The 16,986-nt window shown below is 73.4% G+C and carries 14 protein-coding genes; 6 read left to right on the forward strand and 8 right to left on the reverse strand.

The window, feature by feature from the left end; all coding sequences use genetic code 11:
• Window positions 1-47: 47 nt before the first annotated feature.
• A complete protein-coding gene (locus ACWEEU_RS05765; protein WP_451728872.1) occupies window positions 48-2,153 on the forward strand; it encodes a phage holin family protein in 2,106 nt (701 codons plus the stop codon).
• 93 nt (window positions 2,154-2,246) lie between these two features.
• The gene (locus tag ACWEEU_RS05770) at window positions 2,247-2,672 is read left to right on the forward strand and encodes an OsmC family protein (protein WP_385746442.1); all 426 of its coding nucleotides are present in this window, start codon (window positions 2,247-2,249) and stop codon (window positions 2,670-2,672) included.
• A gap of 65 nt (window positions 2,673-2,737) precedes the next feature.
• Here ACWEEU_RS05770 and ACWEEU_RS05775 read toward each other — a convergent pair whose 3' ends face one another.
• Window positions 2,738-3,601 carry a helix-turn-helix domain-containing protein gene (locus ACWEEU_RS05775; protein WP_385746440.1) on the reverse strand — a complete coding sequence of 288 codons (864 nt, stop codon included), beginning with the start codon at window positions 3,599-3,601 and terminating at the stop codon, window positions 2,738-2,740.
• A gap of 166 nt (window positions 3,602-3,767) precedes the next feature.
• Between ACWEEU_RS05775 and ACWEEU_RS05780 the strand changes: the two genes are divergently transcribed.
• A complete protein-coding gene (locus tag ACWEEU_RS05780; RefSeq protein WP_451728877.1) occupies window positions 3,768-4,511 on the forward strand; it encodes a class I SAM-dependent methyltransferase in 744 nt (247 codons plus the stop codon).
• Here ACWEEU_RS05780 and ACWEEU_RS05785 read toward each other — a convergent pair.
• Window positions 4,480-5,280, reverse strand: a complete 801-nt coding sequence (locus tag ACWEEU_RS05785) for a ferritin-like domain-containing protein (protein WP_451728880.1) — start codon at window positions 5,278-5,280, stop codon at window positions 4,480-4,482. The genes ACWEEU_RS05780 and ACWEEU_RS05785 overlap by 32 nt on opposite strands.
• A gap of 221 nt (window positions 5,281-5,501) precedes the next feature.
• Between ACWEEU_RS05785 and ACWEEU_RS05790 the strand changes: the two genes are divergently transcribed.
• Complete coding sequence (locus ACWEEU_RS05790) at window positions 5,502-6,392, forward strand: class I SAM-dependent methyltransferase (protein WP_451728883.1); 891 nt, start codon at window positions 5,502-5,504, stop codon at window positions 6,390-6,392.
• A gap of 34 nt (window positions 6,393-6,426) precedes the next feature.
• Here the strand turns inward: ACWEEU_RS05790 and ACWEEU_RS05795 are convergent, their stop codons facing one another.
• Window positions 6,427-7,035, reverse strand: coding sequence for a TetR/AcrR family transcriptional regulator (locus ACWEEU_RS05795; RefSeq protein ID WP_451728886.1), 609 nt, complete (start codon window positions 7,033-7,035; stop codon window positions 6,427-6,429).
• A 68-nt stretch (window positions 7,036-7,103) separates the two neighbouring features.
• Here ACWEEU_RS05795 and ACWEEU_RS05800 point away from each other — a divergent pair, with 68 nt between their 5' ends.
• On the forward strand, window positions 7,104-8,456 hold the full coding sequence (locus ACWEEU_RS05800; RefSeq protein ID WP_451728889.1) for an alpha/beta hydrolase: 1,353 nt from the start codon (window positions 7,104-7,106) through the stop codon (window positions 8,454-8,456).
• Window positions 8,457-8,474: 18 nt separating this feature from the next.
• Here ACWEEU_RS05800 and ACWEEU_RS05805 read toward each other — a convergent pair whose 3' ends face one another.
• The 4 genes from ACWEEU_RS05805 to ACWEEU_RS05820 all read right to left on the reverse strand — a co-directional run bounded on the left by ACWEEU_RS05805 (window position 8,475) and on the right by ACWEEU_RS05820 (window position 14,042).
• Window positions 8,475-9,170 (reverse strand): glycoside hydrolase family 75 protein, encoded by a 696-nt coding sequence (locus ACWEEU_RS05805; protein ID WP_385746428.1) that lies wholly within the window; start codon window positions 9,168-9,170, stop codon window positions 8,475-8,477.
• A 135-nt stretch (window positions 9,171-9,305) separates the two neighbouring features.
• Window positions 9,306-10,142, reverse strand: coding sequence for an aldo/keto reductase (locus ACWEEU_RS05810; protein ID WP_385742081.1), 837 nt, complete (start codon window positions 10,140-10,142; stop codon window positions 9,306-9,308).
• A 115-nt stretch (window positions 10,143-10,257) separates the two neighbouring features.
• Entirely contained in the window at window positions 10,258-12,093 is a 1,836-nt protein-coding gene (locus ACWEEU_RS05815) for an AMP-dependent synthetase/ligase (protein ID WP_385742079.1), read from the reverse strand.
• Window positions 12,094-12,536: 443 nt separating this feature from the next.
• Window positions 12,537-14,042: an MFS transporter gene (locus tag ACWEEU_RS05820; protein WP_385742077.1), complete on the reverse strand. Its 1,506-nt coding sequence runs from the start codon at window positions 14,040-14,042 to the stop codon at window positions 12,537-12,539.
• Between the two features lie 126 nt (window positions 14,043-14,168).
• Between ACWEEU_RS05820 and ACWEEU_RS05825 the strand changes: the two genes are divergently transcribed.
• Complete coding sequence (locus ACWEEU_RS05825; protein ID WP_385742075.1) at window positions 14,169-15,152, forward strand: Lrp/AsnC family transcriptional regulator; 984 nt, start codon at window positions 14,169-14,171, stop codon at window positions 15,150-15,152.
• Here ACWEEU_RS05825 and ACWEEU_RS05830 read toward each other — a convergent pair.
• Window positions 15,121-16,941, reverse strand: a complete 1,821-nt coding sequence (locus tag ACWEEU_RS05830; protein ID WP_451728895.1) for a stealth family protein — start codon at window positions 16,939-16,941, stop codon at window positions 15,121-15,123. The two genes, ACWEEU_RS05825 and ACWEEU_RS05830, sit on opposite strands and share 32 nt — an antisense overlap.
• Between the last annotated feature and the right edge of the window lie 45 nt (window positions 16,942-16,986).

Below are 16,986 nucleotides of genomic sequence, written 5' to 3' on the forward strand. Positions count from 1 at the left end.
GAGCGGGGTCCGGTGCCGTACGGGCCGGGAGGCGAGGTGCGCGGGGCGTGCGGGGCGTACGGTGGCGGCGGACCGCCGGTCAGTTGGGGCGGAGCGTGACGGTGTGGGCGGTCTCCACGCTCACCATGCTCGCGCTCGCCGCGCTGCTGCCCGACTTCCGGCTGCAGTCAGCCGACGGCGACAGCGCCACCCGGATCGCCATCACCGCGGCCTGCGGCGCGGGCGCCTTCGGTCTGCTCTCCGCCCTCGTCTGGCCGCTCCTGGTACGGCTGCTGCTGCTCGTGCCCGCCCTCTTCCTCGGCCTCCTCGTCTTCGCCCTCAACGGCTCCCTGCTGCTGCTCGCGCTGCGGCTGAGCCCCACCGGGCAGGGCGAGGCCGCGCCGGAGACCGCCGTCATCGTGGCCGCCGTGATGTCCGCCGTCGCCTCCGCGACCGGCGGCGCCCTCGCCGTGCGCGACGACGACGCCTACCGGCGCCGGCTGCTGCGCCTGGCAGACCGCCGCCGCCGGGGCGGCCCGCCCTGCGCGTCCGGGCCCGGACTGGTCTGCGTCCAGCTCGACGGCGTGGGCCACGACGTCCTCACCGCCGCCCTCCGCGCCGGACATCTGCCCACCCTGGCCCGCCTCCTGACCGGCGCCGACGGCACGGCAGCCACGCACCGGCTCACCCCCTGGCGCACCGACTGGTCCAGCCAGACCGGCGCCAGCCAGCTCGGCATCCTGCACGGCAGCACCTTCGACGTGCCCGCCTTCCGCTGGTACGAGAAGGAGCGTGGCGAGGTCATGGTCTGCAACCGGCCCACCTCCGCCGCCGAACTGCAGCGCCGGGCCATGATCCGCACCGGCACGCGCGGGCTGCTCGCCGTGGACGGCGCCAGCCGGGGCAACCTGTTCAGCGGCGGGGCCGGGGAACAGGCGCTCGTGCTGTCCATCGCGACCCGCCGCCGCGGCAGGGAGAACCGTTCCCGCGCCGGGTACTTCGCCTACTTCAGCGACCCCGCCAACGCCGTGCGCACCGCCCTGTCCTTCGCCGCCGAGATCGGCCGCGAGATCGGCCAGTCCGTGCGCGCCCGGCTGCGCCGGGAACGCCCCCGGGTCGGCCGTGGCGGCCTCTACCCCTTCATCCGTGCCTTCGCCACCGTCGTCGAACGGGACGTCGTGGTCGCCGCCGTCATGGGCGACCTGCTCGCCGGGCGCGGCGTCGTCTACGCCGACCTCGTGGCGTACGACGAGGTCGCCCACCACTCCGGACCGCACAGCCGGGACGTGGAGCAGGTGCTGCGCCGCCTCGACCGCTCCGTCGCGCTCATCGAGACGGCCGCCGAACACGCGCCTCGCCCCTACCACCTGGTCATCCTCTCCGACCACGGCCAGAGCCCCGGCGAGACCTTCCGCGCCCGCTACGGCCTCACCCTCGCCGACCTCGTCCGCGCGGGCTGCGGACTGCCCGTGCCGCGCCGCGCCATGGGGGTCCCCCCAGGCGTTGAGCACTGGGGGAGCACCCACAGCGGCGCCGAGGCGCGTGCCGCCGTGCGCGCCGCCCTCGGCCGCCCCGACGAGCCCGACGAGGCGCCCCCACGCCCCGCCCGCCGCCTCGAACCGGTCGTCCTCGCCTCCGGCAACCTCGGTCTGATCTCCTTCCCGGACATGCCGCACCGGCTGACCAAGGAGGAGATCGACCTCCGTCACCCCGCCCTGCTCGCCACCCTCGCCAACCACCCCGGCGTCGGCTTCCTGCTGGTGCGCAGCGAGGAGCACGGCGGGGTGGTGCTCGGCCCCGCGGGCACCGAGATCCCGCTCGCCGACCTCGACGAACGCCCGGGCCCGCTCGCCCCCTTCGGCCCGGGAGCCGCGGAGGCCGTTCGCCGTACGCATGTCTTTCCGCACACCGCCGACGTCATGGTCAACTCCTGCTACGACCCCGAGACCGGCGAAGTCCTCGCCTTCGAGGAGCAGATCGGCTCCCACGGCGGCCTCGGCGGCGCCCAGTCCCGCCCCTTCCTGCTCTCCCCGCTGGCCCTGTCCGCACCCGCCGAGGACGGCGGGGAACCGGTGGGCGCCGAGGACGTGCACGCCGTACTGCGACGCTGGCTGGGGGAGTTGAACGGCCCCGAGGTGCCGCTCGACACCGACGGTGACCGGCGCGCCGCCTGAACCCGGACGGGTCCTCACCCCACCGCGCCGCCGAATGTGATCGGATGGGTGACACAGAGCCCGGAAACGGGATCACATGCGAAAGGAACCACCGTGGCCACCACGCGCACCGCACACACCGTCTGGGAGGGCGAACTCCTGACGGGCAACGGCACCGTCACCTTCGACTCCTCCGGCATCGGCTCCCAGCCGGTCTCGTGGCCGTCGCGCGCCGAGCAGCCGAACGGCCGCACCAGCCCCGAGGAGCTGATCGCGGCCGCCCACTCCAGCTGCTTCTCCATGGCGCTCTCCCACGGCCTGACCGGCGCCGGCAACCCGCCCACCCGCCTGGAGACCAAGGCCGACGTCACCTTCCAGCCCGGCGAGGGCATCACCGGCATCCACCTCACCGTCCGCGGCGAGGTCCCCGGCCTGGACGAGCAGGACTTCGTCCAGGCTGCCGAGGACGCCAAGAAGAACTGCCCGGTCAGCCAGGCCCTGACCGGCGCCCCGATCACGCTGACGGCCGAACTGGCCTGAGCCGCTTCGACGGCGGTGCTCCGGGCTCCGGCCCAGGGCACCGTCCTCGTGCTGCTCCGGGACTTCTACAGGCTCTCGCGGAACGCGCGCAGCAGCTTCTGCGTGCGCTGGGCGGATGCCGCCCGGGCCGTCATGTGGTCCAGCACCTCCAGGTGCGTGGCCACTTCCTCACGGGAGTCCAGGTACAGCGCCCCGGTGAGGTACTCGGTGAAGACCATGTCGGGCAACTCCCGCTGGGGGAAGCGGAAGAGGGTGAACGGCGCGTACGTCCCCGGGTGCGGGCCCGCGGCGAACTCGGCGAGCTGGAGGGTGATCCGGTCCCGCTCGGCGTACTCCAGGAGCTTGTCCAGCTGGTCGCGCATGACCTCGGAGCGGGTGCTCACCGGGCGGCGCAGGACCGTCTCGTCCATGACGATCCACAGGTGCGGCGGGTCCTCGCGCTCCAGCAGGTGCTGCCGTTCCATGCGCAGGGCGACGTGCCGCTCGACCGAGCCGGGTTCGTGCTGGCCGATGGTCCCGGCCTCCAGCACGGCCCGGGCGTACGCCTCGGTCTGCAACAGGCCCGGGACGAAGTGGGGTTCGTACGAGCGGATGAGCCGGGCGGCGCCCTCCAGACTGACGTAGAGGCTGAACCACTCCGGCAGCACGTCGTGGAACCGCTGCCACCAGTCCGGACGGTTGGCCTCCTCGGCCAGCCGCACGAACGCGGCGGCCTCGTCGCCGCTCACGCCGTACGCGGTCAACAGCGACTGCACGTAGGGGATCTTCAGGGCGACCTCGGCCGTCTCCATGCGCCGTACGGTCGCGGCGTTCACATGGAGGACCCGCGCGGCCGCGTCCCGGCCGAGACCGGCCGCCTCGCGCAGCTCCTGCAACCGCTTGCCCAGGACCACCTGGCCCACGGTGGGCGCGGCCCGCCGCTCACTCACGCCACGCCCTCCCCTATGCGCCGACGTCGTGCCGCCAGTCTGTCACGAGCCGGGCTCCCGCACACCTTTCCGAGGGTAAGAAAGATCGGGAACGCAAAGCTGACGATCTGTCAACTTCTTTACGGATAGCGGGACATGGCCGTCCCGTCGACTTCACACTGGCCGCGTGCTCGACTATGAGAAGGAAGCCGCCAGTTACGACGCCTCCCGGGGCGGCGAGGCCCGCGCGGACGCCGCCGCCGAGGCCGTCCTCACCCTGATCCCCGCCCGCACCGGACGCCTCCTGGACCTCGGCTGCGGCACCGGCACTGTCACCCGGCGCCTGGCCACAGCGCGCCCGGACCTGAGGGTGACCGGCATGGACCGCGCCCGCGCGATGGCCCACCGCTCGGCCGCTGTGGTCCCCGGCGCGATCCTGCGCGCCGACTGCCGCCGACTCCCTTTCTCGGACGCCGCCTTCGAGGCGGTCACCAGCATCTGGCTGATCCATCTGCTGGCCGACCCGGCCGACCGGCGCGCGGTGTTCGCGGAGGTCGCGCGCGTGCTGCGCCCCGGCGGGACCTACGTCACCACCGTCGACAAGGCCCGCTCCCACGACGTGGGCAGCGACATCGACGCCGTCCTCGCCCCGCGCACCCGACCGCCCGCCGCCGACGCCCCCGACATTGTCGCGGACCACGCCGTCGAGGCCGGCCTGATCCCGGCGGGCGAAGGCCGGTTCGTGGGCGTCGGCCAGGGGCGCAGCCCCCGCACCACCATCACCGACCTCGGCCGGGGCTGGTTCAGCACGCTTCCTCCGGGCGCCCCGGAGACGACGCGCTTCGCGGAGCTCGTGTCCCACCTCCCGGATCAGGACCGGCGCCGGGCGGACCCGGTGTTCAGGCTGCGGGCTTATCGGAAGCGGGGGTGAGGCGGCTGTCGGCGCCGCCGGCGTCGCCCTGAGCCGGGCCGTGCGGCCCGTGCGGCCCGTTCGCCTCGGGCGACAGGATCACCGCGATCACGTCACCGCTCGTCCCCAGCACGTCCGCCGCGAAGCGTGCCCGGCCGACACCGAGGTGGCGCAGGGCGGGGCCGTGGTCGAGGGAGACGAAGAGGGTGGCGGCCAGGAGGAGCAGGCGCCAGAGGGACAGGAGGGGGCGCCGCAGGAGCCGGGGGAGCCGGGCGAACGAGGCGTGCAGGCGGGCACAGTGGAAGGGGATGTGGCGTTCCTCGTCGGCGAGGATGCGGGCCGCGACCTGGGAGGTGAGGGGGTCGGCGGTGCCGTCGCGGAGGGCGCGGTAGTAGCGGAGGGCGACCAGCTCCGCGACCATGAGGACGAGCAACTCCAGGCGGAGACCGAGCAGTCGGCGCAGGCGGACGAAGACCGCGTCGCTCCAGTGCCCTGCGAGGGTGGGGATGCCGGCCGAGGCGAGGAGCCGGGCGAGGAGACGGGCGTGGTTCTGTTCCTCCGCGACGAAGAGGCGGGCCGCCCGTGCGTAGTCGGGGTCGCCCGCGCGGTCGGCCTTGGCGAGGAGACTGGTGCCGTCGCCGTCCTCCCCGACCTGGAAGCGCTGGACGCTCGCCCACACCGCCGGGTGCTCCGTGGCGTTCCTCCGCCAGTCCGGGTCCCCGAGGGCGGCTCGCCGTCCGCGCTCCTCCTCGAACCGCCGCGTCCACTCCGCGAAACCGCTCCCGCGCACGCCGTTCCCCTCCCCGGGCGCGTCCCTCGCACCCCGTTGAGGGACGACGCGCCCGGCCACCGAACCGTTCCGCCACCCCGGCCGCCGCTCACCCGGCATCCGCAGTTGCCGTAACGGCAACAGAACTGGCCCGCCCCCGTCGCCCCGTCGCAGGCTGGCCGCATCCGGCAGCCGGCATCCGGGGCATCCGGGCATCCGGCAGACACGAGAGGCGGCCCACCATGGCGCACGACCACCACCAGCACCACGAGGCGCACGGACACACCCACACCGACCTCGACTGGGCCGAGCAGGGGCCCATGCTGGAGGCGCAGGCGGAGCTGTACACCCCCGCCTACGAGCAGGCCATCGCCTGGCTCGCCGAGGCGGTGCCCGCCCCGGAGCTGATCGTGGACGCGGGCAGCGGCCCCGGCGTCGTGGCGTGCCTGTTCGCGGAGGCGTTCCCGCAGGCGCACGTGGTCGCGGTCGACGGCGCCGCCCCGCTGCTGGAGCGGGCACAGGCGCGGGCCGAACAGCGGGGCCTCGGCGACCGGTTCAGCACCCTGTCCGGCGAGCTCCCCGACGTGCTGAAGAAGTTGGACCGCCCCGTCGACCTGCTCTGGGCCAGCCGCAGCCTGCACCACCTCGGCGACCAGCAGGCCGCGCTCACCGCGTTCGGCGAACACCTCGCCCCCGGCGGCACGTTGGCCCTCCTGGAAGGCGGACTGCCCGCCCGCTTCCTGCCCCGCGACATCGGCATCGGCCGTCCCGGACTCCAGTCCCGGCTGACCGCGCTGGAGGAGGAGTGGTTCGGCCGGATGCGCGCCGGGCTCTCCGGCGCCGTCTCCGAGACCGAGGACTGGCGCGCCCTGCTGACCGCCGCCGGACTGCGCCCCACCCGCACCCGCAGCTTCCTCCTCGACCTCCCCGCTCCGGCGACCGACGAGAGCCGCGCCCACGTGGCCACCACCCTCACCCGCCTGCGCGACGCCGCCCCCGACGACCTCACCCCCGAGGACCGCACCACCCTCGACCGCCTCCTGGACCCCACCGACCCGGCAGGCGTCCACCACCGCCCGGACGTCTTCGTCCTGGACGCCTACACGATCCACACGGCGGTACGTCCCGTGTAACCGCCGGACCCCCTGACGGAGGCTCGCCCCCCCGTCAGGGGGCACGCCGCAGGCCGGGCAACGCCTCGGCCGTCGCCCACCCCCGCAACGTCGCCCCCACCGCGGCCCCGAACGCCGCGTCGGCCGCCGGCAGATCGAGCGCCCCAGCCAGTTCGAGCGTCACGAGCCCGTGGAGTGCCACCCAGAGCGAGAGAGCGATCGCGGTGGCGTCACCGTCGAGGACGCCCCGCGCCAGCGCCCGCTCGATCGCCGCGACGAGCGGCCCCACCGGGTCGGCCGATCCGACCTGCCCCGACGGCTCGAAGGACTGCACCCCGCCGAACAGCACCGTGTACAGATGCCGGTGGCCGTGCCCCCAGCGCCGGTACGCGACGGCAAGGGCGTGCAGATCGGTGAGGGGATCGTCGGTGGCCGGCACCGCCGACAGATCGGCGAAGAGCCCGGCGACCGCCCGGTCCCGCACCGCCGCGATCAGGCCGTCCTTGCCGCCGAACAGGGAGTACACCGCCGCCGTCGAGGTCCCGGCGTCCGCCGCCACGACGCGCACCGAGACCGACTCCCGGGGGCGCGTGGCCAGCATCTCCGTCGCGGACGCCACCAACCGCTCCGCGACGCCCTCGTCGTTCGTTCTCGGCCTGCCCATGCCGGACAGCCTAGCCTCTCTGATAACGTCGTTTTGAAACAGCGTTCGGAAACTCTGGGGGGTCCGTCATGTCCGCGTTCGTCTTACGTCTCGTGCGCTCAACCGCACGCGTGGCCACAGCGGTTGGCGCCGTCGTCGTGCTGACCGCCGTCTTCCTCCTGCTGATCGTCCTCACCGACGGAGCGGGCTCCGGGCTTCCCGCCTGGTGCGTCACCGCGGTGACCGGCGCCGCCGTCGCGATCCGGCGAGGCAGGCGCCGCCCGCGTGCGGCTCGCCTCGCGCTGCTTTTGCCCGTGCTCCTCGCAGCGGCGCTCACCGCGTCGGTGTGTGTGCCCACCGCGCCCACCGCCCGCCGGTATCCGCCCGCGCTGCCCTCCGTGGAGACGCGGCACTGGGATCTGTCCACCGGCAGCCGGGTCGCGGTGTACCACTATCCGCCGACGGGCTCCGCACCCCGCTCGGCCGTTCCGCTCGTCTATCTCAACGGCGGTCCCGTACGCGGGATCTCGCTGCTCGACCACCGCTTTCTGCGGCTGCTGGCGCGTCAGGGGCACGACGTGTACGCCTACGAACCGGCGGGCGCGGGGCGCAGCGGTCTGCTTCCCATGGACCAGTACTCGATATCCCGCTCGGTCCGAGATCTCGCCGCCGTCCTCGACCACGTGGGCGCCACGCGACCCCGGGGCAGGGGGGACGCGGACGTCCTCGGCTTCTCCTCCGGCGCCGTCGTCCTCACCCGCGCCCTCGCCACCCCCGCGGTCGCCGCCCGCATACACCGGGCGATCATCGCGGAGCCCGGCCCCATGGACGGCCCCACCGCACGCATCGACGGACAGCGCGGCCGCCCCTCCGCACGCGGTCTCGCCCCCGCGATGAACGGCCCCCGCTCGACACACGTCCCCCGGTACGCGGTGGCGTTCGGTCTCATGCGCCTCGGGCTTCTCACTCCCGGCACCGGGCTGATCGGACAGGCCGAGGGGGACAACGCGTTCACCGCCGCCGACCTCGGCGGCGACACCGCGTCCGCCTACTGCGCCCGCGACGCGCACCGCATCCCCGTCGAGGACACCGCGGGGAACTTCTCCTTCAGCGCCGCCGCCAGTCTTCGCGTGCAGCAGACGGTGAAGGACTCGCCGTCCCTCGTCCCGCGACTGAGGCGCTCCCACGTCCCGGCCATGCTGATGATCGCCGAGTGTTCCGCCCAGGTGCGACGGTGGGCGACCGCCGTCCTGGCCGCCGACCCCGGCATCCGGCGCACCCAGTACCTGCCGGGCGTCGGCCATCACCTGTGGAACGGCCTGGACGACAACAACCGCCGCGCCGCCGCCGTGATCACCGCGTTCCTCCGCGACGAACCGGCCCCGCTGCCCGACTACCCGACCCGCGCGGACGTCCCCGCCTTCCTCCGCGCCCACAAGTGAAGCCGCACAGCGGCCCGCTCACCCCCGCCCCACGAACTCCCGCGCCAGTCGTTCCCCCAGCCTCACCGCCGCCTCGTGGCTCTCGATGGGAGCGACCTTGGAGGCGGCGCCCGTGAACAGGATGTACGTCACGCCCGATTCCGCGCCGCCCGTGGCCGGGTCGGGGTCGATGCCGAGGGACTCGGCGGTGGCGTAGGAGGCTTCGCCGATGATGCGGGAGGGGCCGGTGTCGCCCACGACGGCGTACTGGACCTTGGCGTCGTGGATGACGGCGACCACGCCGCCGCCCCGCACTCCGGACTTGGTGTAGTCCCACAGGGCGCTGGAGCCGGGGACCACGATGTAGGGGAGGGCGTCGGCGCGCAGCGGCTTGCCGTCGGACTGGTGGAAGGCGGTGTCGTCCTGGTACCAGGGGTCGCGGTCCTTGTTGCACTTGTCGGTGCGCAGGCCGTCGCAGTCGACGTCCATGTCGGCCTTCCAGAACACCGCGCCCTTGGTGCCGCAGACGGGGACGGTGGCCGGCTTCTCCTCGTCGGTGCGGTAGAGCCCGGCGGAGATCCGCTCGCAGGACGTGACCTTGGCCAGCAGCTCGGACGCGGACACCGCGCCCTCGCGGGCCGAGCCGGTGGAGCGGTCCATGACGACGCAGAGCGTCGCCGAGGCGAGCAGGACGACGCCGGCGGCGGTGGCCAGGCCCAGGGGGCGGGGGCGCATGGGGGATCCTTGGAGTCGAAGAAGAACGGGCGGAGTCGCGCTCGCCGTGCGCACAAAACCGTCCGCCCCGGTGATGACGGGGCGGACGGCCTTGTGGTGTACGGGAGTTCAGGCCAATACCTCGGGCCGGAGGTCTCAGACCACTTCGAACTCGGCCGGGTTCGGACCCAGCCGCTTGTCCTCGTTCAGCGCGCTGATCGCCGCGAGGTCCTCGTCGTCCAGGCTGAAGTCGAACACCTCGATGTTCTCCTTGATCCGCGACGGCGTCACGGACTTGGGGATCACGATGTTGCCGAGCTGGACGTGCCAGCGCAGCACGACCTGCGCGGGCGTACGGCCGTGCTTCCGCGCGATCGCGACGATGGCCGGCACCTCGAGGAGGCCCTTGCCCTGGCCGAGCGGCGACCACGCCTCGGTCGCGATGCCCTGCTCGGCGTTGAACTCCCGCGCCGCACGCTGCTGGAGGTGCGGGTGCAGCTCGATCTGGTCGACCGCGGGGACGACGGAGGTCTCCGAGATCAGCCGCTCGAGGTGCTCGGGAAGGAAGTTGGACACCCCGATGGCGCGGATGCGGCCGTCGGAGTACAGCTTCTCGAACGCCTTGTAGGAGTCGACGTAGTTGTCCCTGGCCGGCACCGGCCAGTGGATCAGATACAGGTCGAGGTAGTCGAGGCCCAGCTTCTCCAGGGACGCGTCGAACGCGCGCAGCGTCGCGTCGTACCCGTGGTCGCTGTTCCAGAGCTTGGTGGTGACGAAGATGTCCTCGCGGGGCAGGCCGGAGGCCGCGATGGCCTTGCCGGTGCCGGTTTCGTTGCCGTAGATCGCCGCTGTGTCGATGCTGCGGTACCCGGCCTCCAGCGCCGTGGCGACCGCGTGCTCGGCCTCGCCGTCCGGCACCTGCCAGACCCCGAACCCGAGCTGGGGCATCTCGACACCGTTGTTGAGGACGATCGGGGGGACCTTGCTGCTCACGAGCTCTTGATCCTTCGGTTGTGGACAGGGTCGTACACCATGGTCAACGATCACGGGCCCGAATGCATTCCTGACCGGCGATCCGTCCGGTTCCGACCGGGCATCTCCTCCGGCGTCAGCCCTGGTACAGCGCGTCGATCTCCTGCTCGTACGCCTTCTCGATCGCCTTCCGCTTCAGCTTCAGCGACGGCGTCAGCAGCCCGTGCTCCTCGGTGAACGGCTGCGCCAGGACACGGAACGTACGGATCGACTCCGCCTGCGACACCAGCGTGTTGGCGGCCACCACCGCCCGCCGCACCTCCGTCTCGAGCGCCGGGTCGCGCACCAGCCGGGAGATGTCCGGGCGCGGCTTGCCCTGCATCTGGAGCCAGTGCTCGACCGCCTCCTGGTCGAGGGTGATCAGCGCGGCGATGTACGGCCGGTCGTTGCCGACGACGATGCACTGGTGGACCAGCGGATGGTCGCGCACCCGCTCCTCGAGGACGCCGGGGGAGACGCTCTTGCCGCCGGAGGTCACCAGGATCTCCTTCTTGCGGCCGGTGATGGTCAGATAACCGTCCTCGTCCAGCACACCCAGGTCGCCGGTGGCCAGCCAGCCGTCGTGCAGGGACTCGTCGGTCGCCTTGGGGTTGTTGAGGTAGCCCTGGAAGACGTTGCCGCCGCGCAGCCAGACCTCGCCGTCCTCGGCGACGTGCACCGCCACCCCGGGGACGGCCTGGCCGACCGTGCCGTAGCGGGTGCGGTCGGGCGGGTTCGCGGTCGCGGCGGCCGTCGACTCGGTCAGGCCGTAGCCCTCGTAGATCTGCACGCCCGCGCCCGCGAAGAACAGGCCGAGGCGGCGGTCCATCGCCGAGCCGCCGGACATCGCGTTGCGGATCCGGCCGCCCATCGCCGCGCGCACCTTGGAGTAGACGAGCTTGTCGAACAACTGGTGCTGCATGCGCAGCGCCGCCGAGGGACCCGGGCCGGTGCCCCACGCCTTCGCCTCCAGCGCGGCGGCGTAGCGCACCGCCACGTCGACCGCCTTCATGAACGGCCCCTCCTTGCCGTCCTTCTCCGCCTTGCGGCGGGCCGCCGCGTACATCTTCTCGAAGATGTACGGCACCGCGGTGACGAACGTCGGCCGGAACGCGGCCAGGTCCGGCAGCAGCGCGGAGGCGTGCAGCTCCGGCTGGTGCCCGAAGCGCACCCGGCCGCGGAACGCGGCGACCTCCACCATCCGCCCGAAGACGTGCGCCAGCGGCAGGAACAGCAGCGTGGACGCCTCGTCACCCTTCTTGGAGTGGAACACCCGCTCCCAGCGGTCGATGATCGCGTCCGCCTCGAACATGAAGTTCCCGTGGGTCAGCACACAGCCCTTGGGTCTTCCCGTGGTGCCCGAGGTGTAGATGATCGTGGCGACCGCCTCGGGGGTGACCGCGCGGCGGTGCCGGTGCACCAGCTCGTCGTCCAGGTGCGCGCCCGCGTCGTACAGCTCCCGTACACAGCCCTCGTCGAGCTGCCAGAGGCGGCCGAGCCGGGGGAGGCGGTCGATGACGGTGGCGATCGTCATCGCGTGGTCCTCGTGCTCCACGACGGCCGCGGTCACCTCGGCGTCGTACAGCATCCAGAAGCACTGCTCCGCCGAGGAGGTCGGATAGACCGGCACCACCTGGGCGCCGATCGTCCACAGAGCGAAGTCGAACAGCGTCCACTCGTAGCGGGTACGGGACATGATCGCGACGCGGTCGCCGAACCGGATCCCGTTCGCGAGCAGCCCCTTGGCCAGCGCCAGCACCTCGTCACGGAACTCGGCGGCGGTCACGTCCCGCCACTGGCCCGACCCGTCCTTGCGGCCGAGAGCGATGTGCTGCGGGTCTACCCGGGCGTACTCGAAGACGGTGTCGGCCAGTCCGCCGGCCGGCGCCGATGCCGACGTCGTTGTCGTCGGAGGATTGGTGAAGCCCTGCAAATTTCCGCCCTCCGTTCCTCACAGCGCCGTGACGCTACCCCACCCGTTGGCCGGATGGGAGCCGTCCCGAATCCGGGCAACCCACCCAAACGTGCCCGCCGTTGCCCGGAAAATGCCCGCACAAGGGGAAGGTACGGACACGGCGGGGGCGACCGCTCAGCCGAACCCACCCCAATCTCCACCGAATCTCAACGGCCTGGTCACGGGTTGCCGTCCGGCGGTCCGGCGAAGTGAGCCGCTGCTGGGGCGGGATTCGGGTGGTGGTGGGTGGGGGGAGGAGGTGGCCGGACGGCGGGCCGGGGTGTGTCGGCGGGGCGCCGGGCACCGGACGGTTCCGTCCTGGCACGCACACGGGGCGCCCCGGCCGACCGGCACGCGCACGGGGGCGGCCCGGCCGACAGGCCCGAGCCGCCCCTCGCCCGCCCGGGCGCCCCGGCGAGCGTCTAGCCCCGTCCGGGCACCGGCGTCTCCACCGGCGCCGCGTCCGCCTTCGGCTGCCCCGCCGCCGGACGCGGTGTGCGGACCACCGCCAGGACCAGTGCCCCCGCCGCGAGACCGGCGACGCCCGCCGTCAGGAGGGCGCGGTCGAGGCCGGAGGCGAACGCCGCGTGCAGGACCTCGTCGGGGAAGCTCGCCCGCAGGGCGCCCGCCGCGCCGCCCGCCAGGGCGTGGGCCGCCCCGTGGGGGAGGGTGGACTCCATGCGCGAGGTGAGGATCGTGCCGAAGACGGCGACGCCGAGGGCGTAGCCCAACTGGCGCACGGTGTTGACCGCGCCGCCCGCCATACCCGCCCGGTGCGGCTGCACCGAGGCGAGCGCGGCCCCGGCGACGGTCGGAGACACCAGGCCCGTCCCCGCGCCCACCAGCACGAACCCGGGAATCAGCGCCGTCCAGTCCGAGCCCGCGGACAGCACCGCCTGGCACAGGCAGCCCGCGCCGATCAGCAGCAGCCCGCCGCCGATGGTCAGCCGCGACGGCGCCCCGTGCAGCAGCCGCCCCACCAGCACCGCGACGATCATCGCCGCGACCGTCATCGGCAGCAGCGTCAGCCCGCTGCGCACCGGGCTCATGCCCAGCAGCGTCTGCATCCACAGCGACAGGTACGGCGTCACGCCGAACGCCACCGCGTTGAAGGCGAAGGCCCCCGCCATCACGCCCACGAACGTCCGGTTGCGCAGCAGCGAGAGGTCCAGCAGCGGATGCGCGACCCGCCGCTCCACCAGCACGAACACCACCAGCGCCAGCAGCGCGCCACCGAACGCCGTGAGCGTCGCGGGCGCGCCCCAGCCGTCCTCGCCGGCCCGTACGACGGCGTACGTCAGCCCGCCCGCGAACGCGGCGAAGGCGGCCGTACCCGCCCAGTCCACCCGCTGCCAGGCGCTGCCCGCACCGCCGCCGCGCGACTCCGGCACCACCCGCAGCGTCAGCCACACCGCCGCCACGCTCACCGGCAGGTTCACGAAGAAGATCCACCGCCAGCCAGGACCCTCGGCCAGCAGCCCGCCCAGCACCGGCCCGACCGCCGCCGCGCCGCCGCTCACCGCGCCCCACACGCCGAGCGCCACCGACCGCTGCTTCCCCTGGTACACCGAGCCGAGCAGCGGCAGCGTCGTCGCGAACATCGCCGCCGCGCCCACGCCCTGTATCACCCGCGCCGCCACCAGCATCCCGGGCCCGGCCGCCAGCCCGCACAGCAGCGAGGCCGCCGCGAACAGCACCACGCCCGCGACGTACGTCCGCCGCCGCCCCAGCACGTCCGCCGCCGCGCCCGCCCCGAGCAGCAGCGCGGCGAGCGCGAGCGCGTAGCCGTCCACCACCCACTGGAGGTCGCCCAGCGACGCCCCCAGCGCGTGGCTCATGTCCGGCAGCGCCACCACCACGATCGTCACATCCAGCAGCAGCATGAACGTGCCCAGGCACACCGCCGTGAGCGTCCCCCAGGTCCGCATGTCCCCGCCTCCCGCCTTTCCCGTACACCGCGACGCGTGACCGCGTCCTCGCCCGTACGATGCGCGGGACCGGGCCGAACACCCCGGCTACGGCCCGCGGGCCGGTGAAAACCGACGGGGAAGCCGATGCAGACGCCGAAATCCGACACGTTCGACGAGCTGGACGTCCTGATCCTCTCCGCCCTGGAGGTGGACGCCCGCGCCTCCTTCGCGCGGATCGGGCAGGTCCTCGGCGTCTCCGACCAGACCGTCGCCCGCCGCTACCGCCGCCTGACCGCCGAGGCCGGTCTCCGGGTCGTCGCCCGCCGCGACGCGTTCGTCCTCGGCCAGGACCAGTGGATGCTCCGGCTGCGCTGCGCCCCGGACAGCACGCCCGTCATCGCGGAGGCCCTCGCCAAGCGCCCCGACACCTCGTGGATCGGACTGGCCTCCGGCGGCACCGAGATCGTCTGTATGACCCACCCGCGCAGCCCCGGCGACCACGACGACCTCCTGCTCGGCAAACTCCCGCGCACGCCCAGCGTGATGGAGGTCCACGCCCAGCAGTTGCTGCACCGCTTCGACGGCGGCCCGAGCGGCTGGATCGTCAAGTCCGGTGCGCTGGACGCGGAACAGGTCGCCGCGCTACGGCCCGGTCACCCCGTCCGCCCGACGGCGCGGGCCCACGTCGAGCCCGAGGACGAGCCGCTCCTCGCCGTCCTGCGCCGGGACGGCCGCGCCGGGCACCAGGAGCTCGGGCGGGCCACCGGACGCTCCGAGTCGGCCGTCAAACGCCGCCTCGCCGCCCTGCTCGCCTCGGGGGCGATCTACATCGACATCGAGTACGACTACGAACGCTCCGGGCGGGCCCGCACGGCCGCCCTGTGGATCACCACCGAACCCGCCGCCCTGCACTCCGTCGGCGAGGCCCTGTCCGGGCACGGCGAGGTCGCCTTCGCCGCGGCCACCACCGGACCCTCGCACCTCGTCGCCACCGTCGTCGTCCGCGACACCGCGAGCCTGTACGCCTACCTCAGCGGCCCGCTCGGCCGCCTGGACGGGGTGCGCCACGTGGAGACCACCCCGTTCCTGCGCCGCGTCAAGCAGTTGACGTATCGCGGGGGCCGCTGACCGGGGTCTGAGCGGTCGGCGCCGGGGCATTCTTCTCCCAGCGGCTGGGGAAGGGGAAGTACGCCTCCAGGAAGCCGGACACCAGCCGCCCGACCTCCTCCTGCCGTTCGGCGGGGGTGTTCACGTCGTTGACGCAGAAGAAGTCGTAGGCCCGTCCCTGGAGGAGCTGCGCCATCCGCTCGGGCGCCTCGGGCAGCGCCACGTCGATGTAGCGCAGCTTGAACTTGCCCGGCACCGCGCGGCCGGTGAGGAGCGCGTGGTGATGGTGGAGGGAGGCGCCCGGCGCGATGTCGGTCACCGAGCGGAACCTCGACCGGCTCGTCTGCTCCAGCGCCTCGGCGTAGCACCGCTCCATGTCCCGCATCACTTCACGGATCTGCGGATGCGGGGTGTGCATGAACTTGTTGACGGTGAAGCGCCCGTGCCGCTCCTCGATCAGGGAACGCACGTTCTTGCCCGCCGAGTTGGGGGCGGGCTCGTCGGGGTGCGGGGCGCCGAGGCCCAACTGGTAGGCGGAGAAGGGGATTTTGGCGATGCCGTTGCCGTGGAAGAAGTGCTCGGGGGTGACCGGTCGGCCCAGCAGCACGTCGTCGTTGAGGTAGAGGTAGCGCTCGGACAGGCCCTCGATGTGGTGCAACTGGGTGGTGATCGCGTGCGAGTTGAACACCGGCAGCACGGTCGGGTCGGTGAAGACGTCCTTGTGGTCGATGATGTGCACGCCCGGCACGCTGGTGTCGAGCCAGTCCGGCGTCTGGCCGTCGGTCACGATGTAGATCTCGCGGACGAACGGCGCGTACATCTCCAACGAGCGCAGCGAGTACTTGAGTTCGTCCCGGCTGGTGTACCGGGAGCTGCCGGTCTCGCGGGCGTGGATGCGGCGCGGACCGCCGGGGCGGTACGCCTCGCGGGCGGCGGCCAGGTGGGGGTCGTCGCCGTCGACCCAGGTGTAGACGACGTCGAGCGGGAAATCGACGGATTCCACGCGGGGCCGCCGGAAGGCTTCCCAGGTGGGGTAGGCGCGGCCGGCCACGGTGCGGGTCGCGGGGGTGCGGGCGTCGGCGGGCAGCACGTCGGAGACCGGGTTGCCGCGCGGGGCGACCAGCGCCTCGGCCAGCACGGGCTCGGGCGCCTGGACGCGCAGGGAGCGCAGCCGCTCGGCGGTGCGCGGCTCCTCGGCCTTCTCCAGGAGCGCGGCGCCGTCGCGCCAGTACTCCACGTCGCAGCCGTGGACGAGACCGGCGAGCACCTGGTCGTCGGGGCCGAGCAGGATCTCGCCGACGCGCATGACGTCCTGGCGCTTGAGCGCGGTGGGCAGCGCGCCGTCCGCGTACAGCGCGGCCTCGGCGGGCCACGGCTCCTTGCCGGGCTTGAGGGCGTACAGGGCGGTACCGGCGTACAGCTCGCGCAGCGCGCCGAGGAACGCCTTGCGGTCCTCGGCACGGATGCCGACGGCGTGCCGCAACGGGGAGTTCGCGGGCAGCAGGAAGTACTCGACCCCGGCGTGCTCCAGCGCGTCCGCGACGAGCGCGAGGTTGCGGGTGCGGGCGTCGGCGGCGGCCAGGGAGTGCACCCGGCGGCCTATGTAGACCCGGTCCTGCCGGGATATCTCGCGCAGATCGGCGTCCCCCGCGAGCAGCTCGGCGCGGCGGGCGGCGACTGCCTCGGCGTGCGCCCGCTCCGCCTCCTCGCGCTCGGCCTCCCGCCGTGCGGCACGGCGTTGCTCGGCACGTTCGTGCCGGACGCGGGCGGGCAGGAGACGTTCGCCGATCGCGGCGAGACGGGACGGCATGACAGAACCGGTCCTTCCCGGAGGGGGCGCGACGCGGCGGCCGCG

The organism is Streptomyces sp. NPDC005004 (genome assembly GCF_053600675.1).